Annotated in this window: 16 protein-coding genes and 1 pseudogene; 4 read left to right on the forward strand and 13 right to left on the reverse strand. The window is 52.6% G+C overall.

The annotated features are described in order from the left end of the window. Positions 1–319: 319 nt before the first annotated feature. The gene (locus QZ279_RS00905) at positions 320–784 is read left to right on the forward strand and encodes a TRAP transporter small permease (RefSeq protein ID WP_293446940.1); all 465 of its coding nucleotides are present in this window, start codon (positions 320–322) and stop codon (positions 782–784) included. 1 nt (position 785) lies between these two features. Next, entirely contained in the window at positions 786–2,063 is a 1,278-nt protein-coding gene (locus QZ279_RS00910) for a TRAP transporter large permease (protein WP_293446942.1), read from the forward strand. 37 nt (positions 2,064–2,100) lie between these two features. Here QZ279_RS00910 and QZ279_RS00915 read toward each other — a convergent pair whose 3' ends face one another. Genes QZ279_RS00915 through uxaC form a run of 5 tightly spaced genes read right to left on the reverse strand, consistent with a single transcriptional unit; the run spans position 2,101 to position 8,033 of the window. Then, on the reverse strand, positions 2,101–3,621 hold the full coding sequence (locus tag QZ279_RS00915) for an altronate dehydratase family protein (RefSeq protein WP_293446943.1): 1,521 nt from the start codon (positions 3,619–3,621) through the stop codon (positions 2,101–2,103). Beyond that, a complete protein-coding gene (locus QZ279_RS00920) occupies positions 3,618–5,057 on the reverse strand; it encodes a mannitol dehydrogenase family protein (RefSeq protein WP_293446944.1) in 1,440 nt (479 codons plus the stop codon). The genes QZ279_RS00915 and QZ279_RS00920 overlap by 4 nt, the downstream gene beginning before the upstream one ends. Beyond that, positions 5,047–5,793, reverse strand: a complete 747-nt coding sequence (gene kduD / locus QZ279_RS00925) for a 2-dehydro-3-deoxy-D-gluconate 5-dehydrogenase KduD (RefSeq protein WP_293446945.1) — start codon at positions 5,791–5,793, stop codon at positions 5,047–5,049. Before kduD ends, QZ279_RS00920 begins: the two co-directional genes overlap by 11 nt. Then, complete coding sequence (gene kduI, locus QZ279_RS00930; RefSeq protein ID WP_293446946.1) at positions 5,790–6,611, reverse strand: 5-dehydro-4-deoxy-D-glucuronate isomerase; 822 nt, start codon at positions 6,609–6,611, stop codon at positions 5,790–5,792. The genes kduD and kduI overlap by 4 nt, the downstream gene beginning before the upstream one ends. Before the next feature lie 15 nt (positions 6,612–6,626). Continuing rightward, positions 6,627–8,033, reverse strand: coding sequence for a glucuronate isomerase (uxaC, locus tag QZ279_RS00935; RefSeq protein WP_293446947.1), 1,407 nt, complete (start codon positions 8,031–8,033; stop codon positions 6,627–6,629). 35 nt (positions 8,034–8,068) lie between these two features. On the opposite strand from uxaC, the gene QZ279_RS00940 reads away from it, so the two are divergent. Beyond that, a complete protein-coding gene (locus tag QZ279_RS00940; protein ID WP_293446948.1) occupies positions 8,069–8,833 on the forward strand; it encodes a GntR family transcriptional regulator in 765 nt (254 codons plus the stop codon). 103 nt (positions 8,834–8,936) lie between these two features. Here the strand turns inward: QZ279_RS00940 and QZ279_RS00945 are convergent, their stop codons facing one another. The 6 genes from QZ279_RS00945 to QZ279_RS00970 form a co-directional block, all read right to left on the reverse strand. Next, positions 8,937–9,884, reverse strand: a complete 948-nt coding sequence (locus QZ279_RS00945; RefSeq protein WP_293446949.1) for a DMT family transporter — start codon at positions 9,882–9,884, stop codon at positions 8,937–8,939. A 122-nt stretch (positions 9,885–10,006) separates the two neighbouring features. Continuing rightward, entirely contained in the window at positions 10,007–11,509 is a 1,503-nt protein-coding gene (locus QZ279_RS00950) for an AMP-binding protein (protein ID WP_293446951.1), read from the reverse strand. Further along, entirely contained in the window at positions 11,506–12,909 is a 1,404-nt protein-coding gene (locus QZ279_RS00955) for an aldehyde dehydrogenase family protein (protein ID WP_293446952.1), read from the reverse strand. Before QZ279_RS00955 ends, QZ279_RS00950 begins: the two co-directional genes overlap by 4 nt. A 75-nt stretch (positions 12,910–12,984) precedes the next feature. Continuing rightward, a complete protein-coding gene (locus QZ279_RS00960; RefSeq protein ID WP_293446953.1) occupies positions 12,985–13,953 on the reverse strand; it encodes a tripartite tricarboxylate transporter substrate binding protein in 969 nt (322 codons plus the stop codon). A 39-nt stretch (positions 13,954–13,992) separates the two neighbouring features. Then, positions 13,993–14,463: a tripartite tricarboxylate transporter TctB family protein gene (locus tag QZ279_RS00965; RefSeq protein ID WP_293446955.1), complete on the reverse strand. Its 471-nt coding sequence runs from the start codon at positions 14,461–14,463 to the stop codon at positions 13,993–13,995. Then, positions 14,460–15,971 carry a tripartite tricarboxylate transporter permease gene (locus QZ279_RS00970; RefSeq protein WP_293446957.1) on the reverse strand — a complete coding sequence of 504 codons (1,512 nt, stop codon included), beginning with the start codon at positions 15,969–15,971 and terminating at the stop codon, positions 14,460–14,462. The genes QZ279_RS00965 and QZ279_RS00970 overlap by 4 nt, the downstream gene beginning before the upstream one ends. A gap of 99 nt (positions 15,972–16,070) precedes the next feature. Here QZ279_RS00970 and QZ279_RS00975 point away from each other — a divergent pair, with 99 nt between their 5' ends. Next, a complete protein-coding gene (locus tag QZ279_RS00975) occupies positions 16,071–17,105 on the forward strand; it encodes a LacI family DNA-binding transcriptional regulator (RefSeq protein ID WP_293446959.1) in 1,035 nt (344 codons plus the stop codon). 96 nt (positions 17,106–17,201) lie between these two features. On the opposite strand, the gene QZ279_RS00980 is transcribed toward QZ279_RS00975, so the two are convergent. Both QZ279_RS00980 and QZ279_RS00985 read right to left on the reverse strand, forming a co-directional pair. Continuing rightward, positions 17,202–17,960: a PhnD/SsuA/transferrin family substrate-binding protein gene (locus QZ279_RS00980; RefSeq protein ID WP_293446961.1), complete on the reverse strand. Its 759-nt coding sequence runs from the start codon at positions 17,958–17,960 to the stop codon at positions 17,202–17,204. Between the two features lie 11 nt (positions 17,961–17,971). After that, positions 17,972–18,586, reverse strand: a pseudogene (locus tag QZ279_RS00985) (hypothetical protein); the annotation flags it as partial.

Here is an 18,586-nt window from a genome sequence, read left to right on the forward strand (position 1 = left end):
AGGCACGTGAAGCGGCCAGCATGAAAATCGTCCAAGACGGCGGTACAGTGGTTAACCAGATCGCAGACAAAGGCCCATTCCAAGAAGCAATGGCCCCTGTTTACGATAAGTTCCTTGCAGCGAACCCTGATTTGGCTGGTTTAGTTGAATTGATCCGCAACGGTGGCTAATCGGTCTTAAAAATCTGAACGGTCCGCGATCTCTGTATCGTGGGCCGTTTCACTATTTCCCTTTGATATATCGCGAGTCACGAATGACGGACCGAAAGTCTTTTATTGTCCATGTTGAAAAGGTGCTTGGCATCATTCAGTGGATCTGCATGTTCACGGCGTCGCTTGCTCTTGTTGTGCTTGTCGTAACCTTCGGATGGTTGGTTTTCGGCCGTTACGTGATGAACTTCACCCCCACATGGGTCGAACAACTCGCGCTTTTGCTGGTTTGCTACATCGCCTTCCTTGGGGCGGCTTCTGGCGTCAAAGACGACACGCACCTTGGCGTCTCCCTGTTTAGGGATATGATGCCAACCCGAATTCAGAAGATAATCATGGTTGTGATTGATTTTATCCTCGCCGCCTTTGGCGGTGTGATGTGCTACGCGGGTATTCAATTGATGCAGTTTGGCTGGGATTCATATCTGCCAATGCTCAATATTCCAGAAAGCTTTCGCACGCTCGCAATAACCCTTTGCGGTGCACTGATCGTTTTGAATGCCGGTGCGCGAGGCATCATTCGCGTACTCACCTTCTCGCAGTGGCTGCCAAGGCCAGAATTTCAGGAGTCCTGACATGGGCCTAACTATCCTCATGCTTGTCTTCGCCGTTGGCGTTGTAGTTGGCATTCCTGTTGCGTTTGCGATGGGCCTCGCGGCGGCATCTGCCTTTTGGTACGAAGGCTTTCCCATGCTTATCACATTCCAGCGTGCCACCGCTGGCGTGTCGGTTTTTTCACTGCTGGCGATCCCGTTCTTTGTTCTTGCGGGTGAAATCATGCTGCACGGCGGTATTGCTGTACGGCTTGTGCGTCTTGCATCTGCTTTGGTCGGGCACCTCAAGGGTGGCCTTGCGATGGTGAATATCTTTTCGTCGATGTTGTTTGGCGGCATTTCTGGATCTGCTGTGGCCGACATTTCAGCGCTAGGGTCAATTCTGGTTCCCGTGATGAAAGAACGTGGCTACCGCCCTGATTTTGCGGTGAACGTTACCGTCACGTCCTCCATCGCGGGGATCGTTATACCGCCCAGCCATAACATGATCATCTTTGCGGTCGCAGCGGGTGGCGGCATTTCGGTATCCAAGCTGTTCTTGGCTGGCGTTATCCCCGGTATGTTGATGTGCGCAAGCCTTGCGATTGCTGCCTACATCCTATCGATCAAGCACAATTACCCGTCCGAACCGTTCCCCGGTTGGAAACAAGTCGGGCGCACAGCAAGCGATGCCATTCCTGGCTTTCTGACTGCCGTAATTATTGTGGGCGGCACCTTGTCTGGCGTCTTTACAGTTACTGAATCGGGTGCGTTTGGTGCGATATATGCGATCCTGCTGACGACATTCTATTATCGCAGCCTGACGTGGAAATCCTTTATCACCGCAATCACGGGCACTGTTCGCACGACCTCGATGGTGATGATCCTGATCGCTTTCGCCAGTTCGTTCGCTTATCTCTTAGCGCTTTACCAAGTGCCAGCTCGCCTCAGTGATGCACTGGTAACGATCTCTGACAATCCCATCATCATCCTATTAATGATCAACGTGATCCTGTTGATCCTTGGAATGATCATGGACATGGCCGCGTTGATCCTGATCTGTACGCCGATCTTCTTGCCCATCGCCAAAGGTCTTGGCATGGACCCAACACAATTCGGTATCATGATGTTGATGAACCTTGGCTTGGGCCTGTGTACGCCCCCCGTTGGTACCTGCTTGTTCGTCGGCTGTGCTGTCGGCAAGATCAAGATCGAAGAGGCGCTGAAATCGATCTGGCCCTTCTATTTGGCCATATTGGGTGCGCTGATCTTGGTCACGTATGTCCCCGCAGTCTCACTCTGGCTCCCGTCACTCTTCTAAAGGGCGGGGGACTGTAGGCGTTGCTTGGCGGCGTCGACTACATCACAGCGCCAAGTTGCCATGGGACGAATTCGTGATCGCCAAACCCTAGGGTTTCGCTCTTGGTCGCGCGCCCTGATGCGGTCTCGATGATGTAGTCGAGGATCTGCTCGCCCTTGTGTGCCAGCGATACGCCCGATGAGGCGATGTCACCGCAACTGATGTCCATGTCATCGCGCATCTTCGCGAACAGCTGATCGTTTGTCGCCAGCTTGATGGTTGGTGCAGGCTTGGATCCAAAGGCCGACCCACGCCCAGTTGTGAACACAACGATTTGCGCGCCACCTGCGATCTGCCCCGTCACTGACACAGGATCATACCCAGGTGTGTCCATAAAAATCAGCCCAGAACGGGTAGGTTTTTGACCATATGCGACGACTTGGTTCAACGGCGTCGCACCAGATTTTGCGACCGCACCGAGGGATTTTTCCAAAATCGTCGTCAAGCCACCCGCCTTATTCCCTGGCGAAGGATTGTTGTCGAGCGTGCCACCGTGCATCGATGTGTACCCTTCCCACCAACGCAGCTGGGCAATCAGATCAGTCGCTGTTTCAGGGCTGCTCACCCGATCAAGCAAGAGTTGCTCCGCCCCGTATATTTCCGGTGTTTCTGCTAAAATAACACGCCCGCCATGGCCGACGATCAGGTCGCTTGCAACGCCCAAAGCTGGATTTGCAGTTATGCCCGAATACCCGTCTGACCCACCGCATTGCAGCGCTATACTTAAGGCTGAAAGGGGGTGCGGCGTGCGTCTGGCTTCATCGACCACTGGCAGGATTTCTTTGACCCGCGCCACGATATGTTCGATCGTTGACGTGGTTCCGCCGGTGTCTTGAATCGTAAGTCCATAGAACCGCTGATGCCCAACGGCTTCGAACTTTTGCTTCATTCTGGCAACCTGCATGACCTCACAGCCAAGCCCCACAAACACGGCCGCGCCAATATTTGGATGGGTCGCATACCCCCACAAAACCCGCTCCAACACCTGTGCTCCGACGCCGCTTGAGTCCATGCCACATCCGCTGCTGTGGGCAAGGGCAACGATTCCATCAACATTCGGATATTTATCAAGCAAGCCTGACGACGCTATCACATCTGCCGCTTTTCGGATCACAGTCGCCGAGCAGTTTACTGTCGCGATCAACGCAATCATGTTACGGGTGCCAACTTGCCCGTCTGCGCGCCCGTAGCCATCAAACGTGCGCGATGTCACCTTGGGAATAGCGGCCTGCGCGGTAGCGAGATGCCGGCCATGTTGCGCACTTTCAGGATGGTTTCCAAAGGCGCAATTATGTGAATGCACATGTTCGCCAACGGCGATGTCTTGGGACGCAAACCCAATTATATGCCCGAATTTGTAGATCGCTTTCCCGTTGCCGATAAAGTGTCGTGCGATCTTATGGCCGCGTGGAACCGATTTGGCCAGCGCGGCGCCACCTATAAAAATAATTGAACCAGAGTTTGCCTGTTCGGATAAGACCACAACGTTATCGCAGTCATTTAGGATCAGGTGCTTCATTGTGAGATTAACGCCCGCACGGCCCCTTTTGCACCACGCTTTGCAAGGGTCTCGTAAGCCTGTGTAACGTGCTCGACAAAAAGGGCATTATGGGCCAGTTTTTTTGGGAAAATTTCATCTAATTCCAGAAAAGCAGTGACTTTACTGGCCGACGTCGTTCCACTTTCACTTGCTGCTTTTAAAGTATCTGACAACGGATCTCGTACGTCGATTTTATCGCCATTCTCGTCAATTGCACCGACGTAGTGCATCCAGCCTGCTACTGCCAGTGTTAGTCCACTTGGTTGCACACCATGGTCGAAATTATCCGCAATTGTGCCCAGCAAGCGTTGCGGCAATTTCTGGCTTCCATCCATCGCAATCTGCCAAGTACGGTGTTGAATTGCCGGGTTTTCGAAACGTTTTGAGAGCGAAGCGCAATATGCGGCTAGGTTTTCTCCATCTGGCGGTATCAGTGTCGGAATGATTTCATCGCGCCAAAGAATTTCACACAGCGCTGCAAAGTCGGGGTCACCAACAACGTCCGCTATCGTTTCATACCCAGCAAGATAACCCAGATAGGCAAGCGTTGAATGGGTCCCGTTGAGACAGCGCAGTTTCATCATTTCATGAGCCTCAACCGAAGCGACAAATTGGGCACCCCCCACGTCCCATGCAGGATGGCCATCCACAAAATCATCCTCGATGACCCATTGGCGAAAGCCTTCGTGCAGAACGCAGGCAGGATCGTGATATCCCGTCAAATCCGCAAGCTGATCAATATCGCTCTGCGTTGTCGCTGGGGTAATACGGTCCACCATTGTTGACGGGAACGTTGTCGTTTCGGCGATCCAATCGGCAAGTTCACGATCCAATTGGCGTGCAAACTTGATGATCGTGGCACGTGCTAACGTCCCGTTCGAGGGAAGGTTATCACAAGGCAGGATAGTGAATGGCTTGATCCCCACGCCGCGTCGCGCCGCCAATGCAGCAACACAGAAGCCGACGGCAGTACGCGGGTTATTTGGGTTTAGTAGGTCATGTACGATATCGGGATGATCAAGGTCTAACTCACCCGTCACAGGTGAAACGCAGTACCCTTTTTCCGTGATCGTCATCGACACGATCTTGACGTTCGGGTCAGCCATTGCAGCAATTACGGACTTTGGATCTTCGGGGGCAACAAAGGTGCGCACGATTGAACCTATCTGGCTTGGGTTCCAGCCCTCGGCCTCAAGCGTCACAGAAGTGAATACGCCGCCTTGTGGCTCTAGCTGATCGCGCGCTGTCGCACTTTGCAAGCTCACTGCTACGATCCCCCAGTCGCCACCTGTTTTTTCCATCACCTCGTGCGTATAGCAAGCGTTGAATGCGCGGAAAAATGCACCGGGCCCAAGGTGCACAATCCCGATCTTTGGTGCAGCGCCTGAACGGTTGAGGCGAGGCTTATCGTGCAAGCCATCCTCCATCAACGTTCAGAACTGCGCCGGTCACGTAGCCTGAGGCGGGTGTGCAAAGAAACGTCACAGCGCCAGCGATGTCTTCTGGATCGCCCCAACGTCCCGCTGGAATGCGCCCTAGAATTTCAGCGCTGCGTTGTGGGTCGTCGCGCAAAGCGGTTGTGTTGTTGGTTGCAATATAGCCCGGTGCGACGGCATTTACGTTGATACCATGCGCGGACCACTCATTTGCAAACAGCTTAGTCAGCCCCGCAACACCGTGCTTGGAAGCGGTGTAGGCAGGCACGCGAATGCCGCCTTGAAATGACAAGAGCGATGCAATGTTGACGATCCGTCCCCCTTTGCCACGCCCAATCGCTGCGCGCGCAAAGGTTTGACACATCATGAATACGGCCTTTAGGTTCACGTCCATCACATCGTCCCAGTCTGCTTCGCTATAATCAACGCTATCAGCGCGGCGAATGATGCCTGCGTTATTCACCAGGATGTCGAGATCACCAAATCCGTCCAGTACTTTGGCTGCTGCGGTGGGATTAGACAGGTCAAGCGAACACGTCTCGCCGCTGCCACCGTTTTCTTCAATCAAAGCGATTGTATCTGCACAAGATGATCGACCCGCTGCAATCACATGCGCGCCAGCCGCCGCCAGCCCCACAGCAATCGCCTTGCCGATGCCAGTGTTGGCCCCCGTCACAAAAGCGCGCTTACCGTCCAGGCGAAACGGATCGCTCATCGCAGATCCCCCATCGCGACCATGTCCATATCTGTGAAATCAGTGTTGTCGCCAGCCATCGCCCAACAGAATGTGTAGGACGACGTGCCAGCACCGCAATGCACGGACCAAGGGGGCGAAATAACAGCCTCTTCGTTGGCCATAACGATATGGCGCGTCTCATCTGGTGTGCCCATGATGTGAAACACGCGCTGATCCTCTGGGACATCAAAATACAGATAGGCCTCCATGCGGCGATCATGCAGGTGTGCAGGCATCGTGTTCCAAACAGAGCCCGGTTCAAACTGCGTGTATCCCATCAACAATTGGCAACTTTCGCACACCTCTGGATGTAGGAATTGGATGATGACCCGCTCGTTCGCCGTCTCACGCGCGCCCAATTCAACGCGACGGGCATCTGCCAATGTAATCAGCTTGGTCGGGCATTTGCGATGCGCTGGAGCCGACAATAGATAAAAACGCCCACTTTCAAGCGTTACAGCGCCTGCGCCCATCCCAATATAGAGAACTTCGCCCGTCCCAATTTGATGGGTTTCTCCGTCAACCGTGATTGACCCAGCATCGCCAAGATTAAGTGCTGCCATTTCGCGTCGTTCAAGGAATGTGGCGGTGCCTGTTTCTGGCACATGATCCAGCGTCAGTGGACCCTTCGATGGTACAGCAGATCCCAAGATCAGACGATCATAGTGCGAATAAACGAGGCGAATTTCATCCTGCGCGAATAGATCGCCAACGTGGAAATGGTCGCGCAGTTTGGTTGTATCAAATGTCTTGGCTGTTTCAGGATCAATGGCGTAGCGGGTTTGTACTTTGGTCATGTATCTGCTCTCAAATCAAAGGTTATAGGCTGTTTTGGCAAGGCCGTAGGCAAGGTCATGGGCGACTTCAAAGGCGTCTGCCTCACGCAATCGCCCTGTGCTCACGAGTGTTGAAAGATATGCGCTGTCTGATCTGCGCGACACGTCATGGCGCGCGGGGATTGAACAAAACGCGCGTGTGTCATCGTTAAAACCGGCAGTGTTGTAGAAGCCGCAGGTTTCGGTCGTGGCTTCGCGGAAACGCTTGATGCCTTCGAAGCTGTCAAAGAACCACCATGGCGGACCCAAATTTAGAGCAGGATAAGCGCCTGCTAAGGGGGCTAGCTCACGGGCATAGGCTGTCTCATCCAGCGTGAATAATATGATCGTCAGATCAGGCTCCATCCCTACTGCATCCAGCAAAGGTTTTAGAGCGGCGACGTAGTCCGTGCGGCCGGGAATATCGAACCCTTTGTCGCGCCCGAATTGGGTGAATACATCCGAACTATGGTTGCGACGGGATCCCGCATGGATCTGCATCGTCAATCCATCATCAAGGCTCATCTTTGCCATTTCTGTTAGCATTTGTCCGCGAAACTTTTCGGCATGTTGGGTGGTAAAATCACCAGACAGGATAATCGCGTACAATGCGCCTGCGTCCTCGTCGTCTAAATTTGCTGTGGCTGCACTTGGATGCCCGTGATCGGTAGCGGTTGCACCAAATGTTTTGAAGAACGCTCGCCGTGCGCGGTGCGCTGCCAGATAGCCCTGCCACGTTGTCGTGTCTTCGCCTGTGATCTCTCCCAGTTCGATAATATTTTGTTTAAATTCATCAAATTCAGGGTCAACGACTGCATCAGGACGATAGGTCGTGACGATTTTGCCCTGCCATCCGCTGTTTTTGATGTCACGGTGCCATCTTAAATCATCCAATGCGCCCTCTGTGGTGGCCAGTAGTTCGATGTTGAATCGATCAAACAAGGCGCGTGGGCGATACGCGTCTGTCGCTAATTTCGCTTGGATCTGATCATAAATGACGTCAGCGGTTGCTTCATTCAGGATTTGATCGATACCAAAGACGTGTTCAAATGAATGATCCAGCCAAAGTGCAGTGGGCGTTCCTCTGAAAAGCTTAGCAGCACCAGCGAAGCGGTTCCAAATCTTGCGTGGGTCGGTCTCAACGGGGCCGCCATCAACGCGCGGTACACCCAAGTCAGCTATGGACACGCCTTGACTGACAAGCATCCGAAACACGTAATGATCAGGAACGACAAATAGGTCAGCAGGGTTTGAAAAACGCACATTTTCGGCAAACCAACGCGGATCGCAATGTCCGTGAGGGCTAAGAATAGGCAAGTCTGAAACCGAACTATAAAGCGCACATGCGAGGTCACGTTGCTGCGGATCAACGGGAAATAGGCGGTTTGGGTCTGTTAGTTTCAAAAAACGATTCCCATCTATCAAACTAGTATTCTAATATGCTAGATAAGAAGCGTAGTCAAAGCCGAAACCACCTTAATTTTTTTGAATTGGTTCGAGGAAATATAATGCACGTCCTTACATCTGCTCTGGGGCCCCTCCAAAACGCAGGAGGCTCCACAACCGATCTTGTTTTCAACGCCCTCTATAGCGCGGTGATTTCTGTGCAATTGCCACCTGGTACAAAGGTTTCCGAAGCCGAGTGCGCCAAACAATTTGACGTATCACGTCAACCCGTTCGCGACGCTTTTTTTCGGCTTTCTAACCTAGGGTTCCTATCGATCCGCCCGCAGCGCCCTACGCTGATTACGCAAATTTCTTTGCGTGCGATTCATGATGCCGTTTTCACTAGAACAGCTCTTGAAGTAGAGTGTTTGCGCCTCGCTATGAGCGATAATCCTGCCCATTTGGCACGTGATATGCAGGCGAATGTTGCGGCGCAGGAACTGGCGCTAAAAGCGGATAGCACGACCTTTCATGCCATCGACGAAGCCTTCCATGAGCTTATTTGTATGGCATCTGGCCACGATCATATTTGGCCCCTTATTCGCGAACAGAAGGGACATCTGGATCGTTTGCGGTTTTTGTCATTGTCTCAAGACAGACGCCAAGACGTCATTGAAGAACACCGAAAGATCCTCATGGCGGTAATGAACAATGAGACTGCAAAAGCAGAAAAAATTTTACGCCTGCATATTGCGGCAATCAAAGACGTCTTGCCTGCGATAATAGTTCGCTTTCCCGATTATTTCGAGGTGGTCTAAAAAGATCGTTACGGAGGATTTAGAAGCAGTCTTGCTCTGATCCAAAGGACACATGAGTTCAGCAGCAATTTTCAAATTGAACTGGCCAGAGGTTCTGTACGTCCTAGATAGGTGGCGCAGCCCGCTCGGTGATCAATGTTCGAGCAGTCACTCTTTCACGGTGTATCATATACAGCCCAGCGCCGATGATGATGATGATGCCAATCAAGCTGAGGGAATTGGGGAAATCGTGGAAAACCAAATAGCCGAAAAGGGTTGCCACTGGCAGTTCCAAGTATTGTAATGGGGCCAATGTGGCCGAAGGTGCCATCGACAAAGCATAGGTCATCATCATGTGGCTTAGGGTCGCAAAGAAACCAACTCCCAGTAGCCAAAGCCACGTTATGCCCGTGGGCCAAACTGGGTCAAGCAGCTCAGAACCGGATCCTTGGGCCAGTATCATCAAAGGAATGCAAATCAGGCTTGCGATCACGCCTGTATAAAATTGCAATGTCACTGGATGCACCTTGCGCGACAGCCCGCGCGTGACAAGAATATAAAACGCAAAGGCGACTGCAGTGCCCAGAGGATACAGAGCGACAGCGCCAAATGCGGCGAAGCTGGGTTGGATCACGAATAAGACGCCAACAAACCCTATAATCGCTGCCCCGACTCGGTGGGGTCCAACATCTTCGCCCAGATAGAATTTACCCACGAGCAGCACAATAAAGGGTGCCACGAAGACGATTGCCAATGCATCAGCCAGCGGCATGACGCTGATTGCGGCAATGAAACAATACGTGGCAACAAGCAAAAAGACTGACCGGCAAAGCAATGCGATCCATAGCTCTTGCGCCACACGCAACGACAAGCCCAAGATCCAAATGAATGGTGCCATCAATGCACACTGAACCGTAAAGCGCGCTGTGGTGATCTGCCCGACGGGTATACTGTCTGACGCGAGCTTGGCCGCGACATCAAGCAGGGGGGCGGTCAAGCAAAACCCCAACATTAAAGCGACGCCGGTGAGAATGCGGTCTGTAGATATGTTTGAAGTGGCGCTGTTTGTCATGGAAACACATAAGTATATCGCATCGGGGGCGTCCATCCTCTTTGCGACACTTGGCACGGGAAAAGGCAGCGTGGCGTAGGTTCCACCTGTTCTGTTCGGTCTTCTAACGCTTTAAGGGAACTTTAGTCTCGCTTTGCGGGCAGTAGAATGTCTTGCAGTTTTAAACGCTGAATTTTGCCAGAAGGGCCCTTGGGCAATTCGGGAAGAAAATACACATAATCAGGGGCTTTGAACTTTCCTAATTTCTCTACACAGCTGCGAATGAGGTCTTCTGCTGTAAGGGTCGATCTGTCACAAACACTGACCGCGGCCTCGACACGTTCGCCATATGTTTTACACGGACGCGCAAAAGCTGCTGCTTCGACAACATCGGCGTGTGCGTAGAGGGCTTCGTCAATCTCGCGGGGGGCGATGTTCTCGCCACCTTTGATGATCAACTCTTTCAAGCGACCCGTTACGAACAGATAACCGTCTGCATCTTTGTGCCCCAGATCGCCCGTACGCAGCCAGTCGCCATGAAACGTCGATTTTGTGGCCTCTGGGTTTTTCAGGTATTCGATCATGACGTTTGGACCGCGAACGGCAATTTCACCCTGAACATCTACCGCGCGTTCGCTTAGATCGGGGCCAAGAATGGCAACCTCGTTTCCATAAGCGATCCCCGGCGATCCAATTTTTCGTTTGCCGGGGGGCAGCGGGTTTGACAAAATCTGGGCTGCCGTTTCCGTCAGGCCCATAGTTTCGATGATCGGCAGTCCAAAGCGCGTTTCAAACGCGGTTTGCACGTCTGGCGCGAGGGCGGAAGATGCGGAGCGCCCAAAGCGCAAGCGTGCTTTGGTCTGTGTGTCTGGGTTTGTATCGCTGTGTACTAGATGCGAAATGATCGTCGGAACGACAGAGAACCATGTCACGTCGTGCTTTTTGATTTGATCCCAAAACCTGCTGGTCGAAAATTTTTCAGCCATCACCACGGAACCGCCTGAAATCAATGCGCCCATTACGGTCACGCACAAGCCGTTGATATGACAAATCGGTAAAACGCACAGAGCCCGGTCTGTTTCGGTAAGTTGGTGTGCCACGGCTGCTGTCCATCCGCCTGCAAGTAGGCTGGAGTGCGAATGTACCACACCTTTGGGTCGCCCTGTGGTGCCTGACGTGTACATAAGTAGTGCATGATCGGTGGCCGCAACGTCATGTAGAACGATGTCTTGCGTTTCAAAAGAGGTGAGGCGCTTCATCTGTTTTGGCCGTGCGCTTTCAAAAATCTCGACGACTTTATCATGTACCAATGCAATGCGAGCACCGCAGTGATCTAGCGCATAGGCAATCGCGTCAGGACCAGCAGCAAGGTTGATCATAGTCGCGCGAAATCCGCCAAAAACTGCGCTATAAAAGGCAAGAACGCCTTCGCGCCCATTCGGTTGAAGGATAGCAATGCTTTCGCCTTTGGCGACATCTTGCGCGGTGATGGCCTTTGCGATTTTTTCGGCCTCAATGAAAAGTTCACGCCATGTCAGCGTGTCGCAATCTTCGGTGAACACAAACGCAATTTCATCGCTCTTTGCGCGCTGTTCAATCCAATCGCGTACTGTCCCTTCGGGCGGTGTCTTGTGCGAAAGCTTCATCGCCCTGCAGCGTCCCAATACCCAGCGAAAATGTCTTCGACTTTTGGTTCGCGTGCTGGAATTTCGCGGATAATTTTGGTTGTTTGCATGAAGTGTTTCCAGTGAACGTTGTCGTCAATGGAATTGCCCCCCCAAGATCCACAGCCCATCGAGAGAGAAAACGGCATGCCGTTGGTGAATGATCCACCCGTTGCAAATGTATGCGCCTGGTTGACGATAACACGACAGGTCGGCACTGCGTTGGCCAGTTGGTTCACGTGGTCAGCGTTATCAGAATGAATGCCCACCGAATGGCCAGCCCCTTGAAACGCCACGATCTCACGTGTTGTTTTCAACGCGTGTTCAAAATCATCAGCGCGATAAAGAGCGGCAATTAGGGACAGTTTTTCGCCGGAAAGGGGATGATCAGGTCCGATCCCTTTGGTTTCAACCGCTAGGAATTTTGTGCCAGCGGGAACATCGTTTTCCATGCCCAAAGCCTGCAGCATTTTGTCTGCGTCTTGTGCAATAACAGATCGGTTCAGGTGTCCGTCTGGCCAAAGTTTGGTGACGATTGAGGCTTCGTCTGTAATGGTTGCGCCGCCCGCACGGGCCAGCGCGGCGATGAAGTCGTCATAGATCGCATCAAGCACAACAATTGAGTTTTCGGAGGAACAAGACGTTGCGTTGTCAAAGGTCTTGGAGGCTGTAATCTTTTCCGCCGTAGCATCCAGATCGCAGGTTTCGTCCACAATCACTGTTACATTGCCGGCTCCCACAGCCAAAGCAGGCGTCCCAGACGTATAGGCGCGCTTCACGTTGTTTTGGGATCCGGTCACGACGATGAGATCACTTATTTCCAACAAGCGTTGGGTCTTTTCCTTGCTACCTTTGCCGGGAACCATTTGAACAAGGTCATGGTCTTCGCCGATCTTGCCGAATTCCGCGTGGATGTAGCCAATCAGAACTTCACACGCGGGAACGCCTTTGGGCGAGGGCGATAGCACAATAGCATTGCCGCATTTCAGCGCGTTGATGATGTTATTTGCTGGCGTCGCTGCGGGATTTGTCGAGGGGACAACAGCGCCAATTACACCTATAGGGCGCGCAATTTCGGTGATACCTGTCTGTGCGTTTTCGCTAATCACACCGTAGGTTTTTGCATCCGCGATATCGCGCATCAGTCCCAGCGTCTTGCGGTGGTTTTTGGTGATCTTGTCGGGCACGTTGCCAAGGCCAGTTGTTTGCACAGCCAATTCAGCAAGGTGGGTATTTCTTGAGGGTTCCATGATGGCCCATGCCGCCGCTTGGGCTGCGCGATCATAGCGAACTTGAGAGCCATTTGCCTCAAAACGACGTTGCGCGTCGCGGGCGCTTGCAACAATTGCTTCGACTTCGGCTATATCATCAAGAACGGTCATGTGGGCTTAATCCTGTAAATTTTGGGTTGATCCCCGCCCATTAACTTAGGCGGAGATCAAATTGGCTAAGGTGTCTTAAAGACCTGCAAGTAGCTCTTTCAGGGCCACTTCCCGTGCGGCCCACATGGCCAAAACTTCTTCGCGGTTCATGACGTGCATAGGTGATCCGCCCGCTTTCATCTTACCTTGGACGCGTCCATTTTCGAACATTGTCGGTACAGTGGCTGCCAACTTGTCAATGATGCCTTGTGGTGTGCCTTTTGGCACCATCACGCCGCGAAAGTTCACGGATGCGTTGTCCACATCGAGGCCACTTTCCATCATTGTTGGAACGTCTGGCAGGAATTCATTGCGCTCAAGATCTGCAACCGCAAGGATTTTTACATTGCCCGCTTGCGCCGCACGGAATGCGTCAGACAAGTTGTTGATGCCCGCCATAACGTCGCCCGCAATCACGGCCTTCAATGCAGCAGCACCGCCGCCTTTTGTTGGAATGTAGGCCATTTTCATGTCACCCGCTTTTTCCATCTGAAGCGCTGCAATGTGGTGACCCACGAACAGACCCGCGCCAGATGTTGTCAGCTTGCCAGGGTTGGCTTTGGTGAAGTCGATCACGTCTTGAAGCGTGTTGAATTCGCTGTCTTTGCCAACAACCAGAACCGCTGGATCTGCACCCCAGTTTGCGATGGGCTCAAAGGATGCTGCGCTATACTCAACGCCGCCTTTGATGGACTGAGCGATGAAGTGTGGAACGTTGTAGGCACCCAATGTGTACCCATCGGCCTCGGCCTGACCCGCGAGCCAATTCCAGCCCACACGACCACCTGCACCCGGCTTGTTCAAGATCGCAACGGGCATGCCAAGGGCGTCTTCATTGCCAGCGGTCATTGTCACGATACGTGCTTGAAAATCGGTTGCACCGCCTGCGCCGTAGCTGACCATCATCATGATCGGGCGCTCTGGATAGTTCGCGTGGCCATCGGCTGTTGCTGTTTGGGTTAGACCCATGAGGGCAATGGCTGCCCCTGCTAGTAACTTTTTCATTGTAGTTCCTCCCTAGGTGATTTCTGCCGCTTGTGCGGTTCAGAAGAAAATCTCTCGCGGTGTGTAAACTTTGAGAAGTAGTGCGAAGAGACCGTACATTACGGCCATAAAACAAGCCGTCGTGATGATGCGCTTAACCCATGATTTTACCGCCGTGTGGGGCGCGGGATCATAAAGGCTAAGTAGAATGAAGAATGCGATTGTGGTGGCGGTATAGAACCCAAGACCCTTGGCGGCCCAAAAGATATAGATAAGCGCGATGATCAAACCGGGTGCGAGGTTCTTGAACTGCGTCAGCGAAATTCCGTTGCCGACTTTGGTCCAACCCAAACATGCTTTGACGAAGGTCCATAGGGCCAGCACGACGAAAACCGTTGCGATAAGGCGCGGGAACAAAAAGGCCTCGGACGGGGTTTGCGTATAGCTGATATAGCAAACGGTTGCGCCAACGGCCGCAACAACACCGGATCCAATGATATGCTGAAGGCGGGGTAGGTTGATCACGCTCATGCCACGATATCCTCTTTAGAAATGTAGCGCCGCGACCGCAGCTCCATGTAGGCTGAGTATAGGACCGACAGGACAACCACGGCGATTAGGAACAGGTTCAGAGGTCCACCAAAGAAGTAGGGTGCAAGTCCGTCTGTTGCTGTCGCGATCATACTGCCTTGGATGAAGTTGGATTCTGCGATGGGGCCAAGGATCAGGCCAAGCACCAAGGGCGCGGCTGAAAACCCAAAGCGTTCGAGGAAATACATCATCACCCCGAGCGATGCCATGACATAGACGTCGCCCATGCTGGACTGGACCGAGTAACTGCCAAAGACCGCAAGGCCGAGAACGATCGCAGCCATCATAGATTGCGGAACTTGTGCCACACGTGCGGCCATGCCCGCCACATACAGACCAAAGATGCACATCAAGATTTGACCGATCAGCATAGAATTGATGAAGGTCCACGCCACATCGGGGTGGTTGTCGAACAAGTCTGTACCGGGGAAAATACCGTGGATCAAAAGACCACCAAGCAGCACTGCTGCTGTCGGTGAACCGGGGATTGAGAGGGTGAGGAGCGGCACCAGAGACGGGCCGACCATCGCGTTATTCGCGGATTCAGCTGCGATTAATCCCTCGGGATGACCTGTGCCGTACTTGTCGCGATCGGAGCTAAATTTCTTGGATTGGTCATAGGCGACGAGCCCTGCGATCTGGCCGCCAACACCGGGGATCAACCCGATGATGGACCCCGTAAGTGTGCCAATCCCCATCGCGCGTTTGTAGCGAAAGAGTTCGGAAATAGCCCCTTTGATGGGATGCTTCTGAACCTTGATGGCTTCAGTGCCGTCGTTTTTGCGACCCTTGGCAAACATTGTGATGACTTGGGGGATTGCGAACAGCCCGATCAAAGCCGCGATGATATTGATACCGCCGCCAAGTGATGGATGAAAGATAAAGCGTTGCGCGCCCATAATGTCGTCAAATCCAATGGTCGCGAGCCAGAGACCAATGCACCCAGACAGCAGACCCTTAACGACCGACTTGGAGTCGAGAGATCCAATGACGGTAACGCCCAGAATAGCGAGCCAGAATAGATGGCTTGGTCCGAACGCCAAAGCCCATTGTGCCAGAACTGGCGTGAGGAATATCAGTAAAAGAACGCCAAATACGCCGCCAACAGCGGAGGACAAGAACGACAGCTGAAGCGCCTTCGCACCTTCGCCGTTCAATGCCATTTCGTGACCATCTAACGTCGTCGCAATATTGGCAGGAGCCCCCGGTATTTTCAACAAAATAGCCGAAACGGCGCCACCCGCGACAGTTGATGTATAGGCTGCACCGAGCAAGATCAGACCTTGCGCGGCCTCAAGCTGAAACGTGAAGGGAATTAACAAAGCAACAGCCATCGTCGGCGAAAGCCCAGGTGTGGCACCAAGGATCAAGCCGCCAATCGTGCCAAGTAGAAGCAGGCCAAAATTGATTGGCGTGAACACGTCACCAAAGTAGTAGATGAATTCCATGCGTTGGCGTCCCAGTCATTCTTTCTATTGACGATTGAGGTTAGGGTATGAAAACAATATTGCAAACGTTTTCATAAAGCTACGCGGTATCCTACTTATATGTCTGATAAAAAACAAAATAAAGCGGATATCTTTGCTGTTGCGCGACGCGCAAAGGTTTCAATTTCGACGGTTTCGCGGTCGTTCAATCATCCTGAACTCGTCAATCCCGCGACTCGCAAGAAAATTGATCTGGCGGTTCGTAAACTTGGCTACATCCGCAATCGTGCAGCCCAAACCATTCATGGCATTCGCAGCGGGACCATCGGATTGGTCGTTCCAACGATTGATCATGCGATCTTTGCAGAGGTGATCCAAGCCTTTTCGGATAGCGTGGACGAGCATGGCTTTACTATTTTAATCGCGTCGCATGGATATGATTTAGAACGAGAGTATAGCGTGCTGCGGAAATTCTTTGAACACCGTGTCGACGGCGTCGCCCTTGTCGGGGAGGACCATTCAGCCGAAACCTATGACTTGATTGAGCGCCAAGAAATTCACGCGGTTTCCTTGTGGAACTACAATCAAGCCTCCCGGCTTTCGTGTGTGGGAGCCGACAATGAAATGGCAGGGCGTTTGGCCGCGCAACATCTGGTCGACCTTGGTCACGCCAACATCGGGTTGGTGTTTCCACCGACGAAAGACAATGATCGCGCGCGCGACAGGCGCAATGGCGCACAGCTGATACTGGACGGGGTAGGGGCCAGAACATGTCCTGAATGGGATATAGAAAGCACATATAGCATTGCTGACGCCAAAGAGGCTGCTACTAAAATTCTAGAAGGGCAAAACCGTCCAACGGCTATTCTGTGTGGCAATGATGTCTTGGCTGTGGGGGTATTGTATGCGGCGCGCAGATGCGGCCTGCAAATCCCTAAAGACTTATCGATTATCGGAATTGGGGATTTCAAAGGGTCTGGTGAATTTGAACCGGGACTAACGACCGTTCGTTTGCCTGCGCGCGAAATTGGTCGACTTGCAGGTGAGCATCTTAGTCGATCTATAATTGGAGAGTTTGAAGGGATGCGCCGCGTGAATTGCGATATTTCACTGGTTAGCCGAGGCACTTGTGCACGCGCGTTTCAAACGACCTAAGACTTGAAAGGTGGAATGATGTATTTTCGATGTTGCATCAGGTGATCGCAAGAAATAGCACGCGCCGCATCTCGTGTGATGAGGAAAGACCATCCTTTAATGTGAAGCGCTGTCTTCATCAGGATTAGGCACTTTTAAATATTCTTCGCTCGGGATTTTCACGATGCCCTTTATCCCAAGCAAAAATCTACTTTGGTCATCCAGCTCATCAATCGCGTGTTTCACCGCCGCACATATAAGATCAGCATCTTGGCCTAAGGCGGTGATAAGCGGCAGTCCAGGTGTTGGGATGGTCCACTCCAAAACACGCAGCTCTCTTGCAAAGTGTTCGTACGTTTCGATGTTGCGCCACGTCACGGCATCAATGGACGCGATATCGGCGCTCTTTGTCGAAACCGCGCGCGCAGAATCAAGATGCTGTTGGGTGCGTAAACGATGTTCGAACCAAAACCCTTCAGGCGACAGATGCCAAAACGGTGCTGCGTAGCCTGATTGCGAGAACGTTTGATTGTACGCAAAGACCGCGCCCTTGAACGCGCTGATTGTGGTCCGGGCGTCATCCGCGCGCACAATAATGGCGCTGCGATAGTATCCCGCTGGACAGCCCTGCACTCCATAGTCGGGAGTGCCGACGAGCCGCACTTTGCCATGGAGCGATGTTCGATATGGCATCCCGCACGTCTGACTAAGGATTAACTCAGGGTGGTTCCAAACGAAAAATTCTTCGGCGTCTTGTGACAATGTTTCGGGGCTATCTATGCCTGCTCGGGATAGGTGTTTTCGGATCAAAGCCCAATATTTCGAATGGGCCTCGACCAATTGAGGCCGTTGATACATCATTAAATTGGCGATCATCAACTTTCCTTTCAAGAGCCACTATAGGTTGAGGCGTTCGTCTGAGCGCGGCACAAACAGGACGATGTCACCGGCACGTCTGTTTTAGTGAGCGAGATGCTTAGATGTTGCTCGTAAATACCAAGTTCTGTTGTTTCCCCGCGCTGGCGCAGGCATTCGACCAAACCATGTAGCGCCCACACATTGCGTGGGTGCTGAGCGCATCGCTGTAGTTTTGTGTTTAGGCCTAGGTCTGTGCGATACACATCTTCGGCCTCGTCGAAATGATCTTGCTCTGCCAAAAGTGCCGCCAATGCGTGACGCGGGGGATGCATCCATGCCCATGGTTCTGTGTATTCAAGATTGTCGTCGCGCCGCACGCTTTCGCGTAGATGCTCGAAGGCCAAGGTATAGTTGCCTTTGTGGTATTCGAGTTCGCCGTTTAGCATCATTTCACCGACTGACAGCGTGGATCGTGCAGTGTTGTTAAAGAACTTGCAGTTGGCGGGAATGCAGTCGACGGCTGCGTGAAAACGACTGCGTTCTTCCTCTGCGGTGGGGATACTTTTCAACGCCGCATGTGCCACCCCTTTTGCGTAGTGATGCATCGCGGTGGACACGCAGTAAAGCACTGGATCGCCGGGCAT

This window comes from Planktotalea sp. (assembly GCF_018607965.1).
Classification (GTDB): Bacteria; Pseudomonadota; Alphaproteobacteria; order Rhodobacterales; family Rhodobacteraceae; genus Planktotalea.